The sequence below is a fragment of the Thermodesulfovibrionales bacterium genome, assembly GCA_035622735.1.
Taxonomy (GTDB): Bacteria; Nitrospirota; Thermodesulfovibrionia; order Thermodesulfovibrionales; family UBA9159; genus DASPUT01.
The window spans coordinates 1-2,749 of sequence record DASPUT010000249.1 but is presented as its reverse complement, the minus strand read 5'-3'; the positions used below and the strand labels follow the sequence as shown (position 1 = coordinate 2,749).

The window sequence follows — 2,749 nt, the reverse complement described above, 5'->3', positions numbered from 1 at the left end:
CTTCTTCGTATCGATGACGGAGGCACTGAAATTCTCTCCCGCGATTTCTCCGGTGTCGCCGACCTGCCCACCGGACTCTCCGTAAAAAGGGGTCCTGTCGAGAAAGACCTCGACCTCATCTCCTTCGGAAGCCTCCTTTATCACTTTTCCGTCCTGTATGACCGCCTTGATCACTGATTCCGATTCGAGCGCATCGTATCCGACGAAATCGGTCTTTCCTATCTCAGAGATCAACTCCCTATAAATGGATGCCACAGCCTCTTCCTCACCGACCCACGAGGCCCTTGCCCTCTCGCGCTGGATCTCCATCTCTTTCAGGAATCCTTCTTCGTCAACAGAGAGACCGTTGTCCGCAGCGATGTCCCTGGCGAGATCAAGAGGGAATCCGTAAGTATCGTAGAGTTTGAAGAGCTCGCTTCCCGGAACGAGTGGCAAACCGGACTTCTTCACGGACGAAACGAGATCGTCCATAATCCTCATACCCTGTTCGAGTGTTCTTGAGAATCGTTCTTCTTCGACCATGAGGATCTTCGATGACCTCTCCCTCTCTCCCTGAAGCTCGGGATAGACATCTCCCATGGCATCGGATACGGAATCAATGAGCCTGCAGAGGACCGGTTTTTCGATCCCGAGGAGGCGTGCATGGCGTGAAGCCCTCCTGATGATCCTTCGGAGGACATACCCTCTTCCCTCGTTAGAGGGCATCAGTCCCTCGGAAAGGAGAAAGGCAATCGCCCTGATATGGTCGGCGATGACCCGTATGGAGGTGTCGGTTTCGTGGCTTTTCCCGTACCCGACACCGGCTTGATGTGTTATGGCAGCTATGATGGGCGAAAAAATATCCGTATCGAAATTGTTCAATTTCCCCTGCATCACGGCGGAAATCCTCTCGAGTCCCATGCCGGTATCGATACTCGGATGCGGGAGGGGAGTCAGCGTTCCCGTTTCATCACGGCTGAACTGCATAAATACGAGATTCCAGATCTCAAGAAACCTGTCGCAGTCGCAACCGACAGCGCATTCCGGGCGGCCGCAACCGACCGCCTCGCCCTGGTCGATAATGATCTCGGAGCAGGGGCCGCAGGGGCCCGTGTCGCCCATCTGCCAGAAGTTATCCTTTGCCCCGAGCCTCACGATCCGGTCTTTCGGCATTTCCGTGAGTTCTCCCCAAAGTCGCTCCGCCTCATCGTCGTTTTCGAAGACCGTGACCCAGAGACGCTCTCTCGGGATATGAAAGCGTTCCGTGAGAAGCTCCCAGGCAAAGAGAATGGCATCTCTCTTGAAGTAATCGCCGAAAGAAAAGTTGCCGAGCATCTCAAAGAAGGTGTGGTGTCGTGCCGTATGACCGACGTTCTCGATATCGCTGTGCTTTCCCCCGGCCCTCATGCATTTCTGGCTCGAGGTCGCTCTCGTATACGGTCTTGTCTCCTCGCCGAGGAAGACCGATTTGAACTGAACCATTCCTGCATTGGTAAAGAGCAGGGTGGGGTCGCCTTTCGGGATCAAGGGAGAACTCCTCACAGGCTCGTGGCCCTTTTCCCGAAAGAAGTCCAGAAATGCAGCCCTTATTTCGGAGCTCTTCATTCGGTCTTCTCCCTCGCCCTCGTCACCTCTCCCGAGCATCGGGGGGCCGTTACATATCCCGAAAAAGCAGAGCACACCGGCACGATTACAGAAAGGGCAGGAACATATGGTCTCATCAGCCCTCCTCCTTACGAATAAATCGACCGAGGGTCTTTCTGATTGTTCCGGCTGTGAATCCCTTCCGGGCGAGGGCGTTGTATAGTCTCCGCATCGTTTTCTCCGGAGGATAGGAGCTTGAGGATCTCATCATCTTTCGCGCGACCCTATGAGCTGCATCAGTTTCATCGACATTGTCCACCGCCTCATCTATGATCTCCCTCGGAATTCCTCTTTCCCTGAGGAATCTCTTCGTCCCGACTATGCCGAGATGCTTCGATTCCTCTGCGTACCGCTTCAGTGAAAAGGCGAGTTTTCGGTCGTCAAGAAAACCATTCGCTGTGAGACGGGTCATTACGGTATCGACGGCAAGCTCATCAAAACCTTTCAGAATAAGTCTCTGCCTCAGCTCTTTCTCGCTCCTCCCCCGGTAGCTCAGGAGTCTGTATGCAAAATTGAGAACGGGATCTTTCCCGAGAGGAGAGCCGCTTCGCTTGAGAGGTGTTTCAGATGGTGAAACAGACCGAAGAGGAAGACACCCTTTCCCCCTTCTCCCTGTCTGGCGAGGCGCGGAAGCGTCTTCCCTCATTGCGCGAATCTTTCGATCTCGATCTTCTGCCCCTGCTCCCGCCTCACCTCGAGGTTAAGGTCGCTCGTTGAGTGGACGCCCTTGACCTTGAGGACAAAATCGTCCGGGTTGGAAGCCCTGCGCAGTGCCTCCTCGTAGGTAACGAGTCCTGACTTGAAAAGGTCGAAGAGCGACTGATCAAAGGTCTGCATCCCGTAATGGATCTTGCCCTGAGCGATGACATCCGGTATCTGTTTCGTCTTGTCGGCGTCGAGTATGCAATCCCTGATGGTGGCTGTTGCGACGAGCACCTCAACGGCGGGGACCCTGCCTTTTCCGTCTGCCCTCGGCATGAGTCTCATCGATATTATTCCCCGTATTACCGATGAGAGCTGTATCCGCACATGCTTATGCTGATAGGGCGGAAACACCGCAACGACCCTGTTGACCGTTTCCGTGGCGTCAATCGTATGGAGGGTGCTGAAGACGAGATGGCCCGTC

At 54.6% G+C, this 2,749-nt stretch carries 3 protein-coding genes; all 3 read right to left on the bottom strand.

Going from position 1 to position 2,749, the window contains the following annotated elements; translation table 11 throughout:
* On the bottom strand, positions 1 to 1,584 hold a 1,584-nt coding region (gene alaS / locus VEI96_12895), incomplete at its 3' end, for an alanine--tRNA ligase (GenBank protein HXX58890.1).
* A gap of 115 nt (positions 1,585 to 1,699) precedes the next feature.
* Positions 1,700 to 2,269, bottom strand: a complete 570-nt coding sequence (locus tag VEI96_12890) for a regulatory protein RecX (GenBank protein ID HXX58889.1) — start codon at positions 2,267 to 2,269, stop codon at positions 1,700 to 1,702.
* Positions 2,266 to 2,749: hypothetical protein (locus VEI96_12885; GenBank protein HXX58888.1), on the bottom strand; the 484-nt coding region annotated here is incomplete at its 5' end. The genes VEI96_12890 and VEI96_12885, both read right to left, overlap by 4 nt.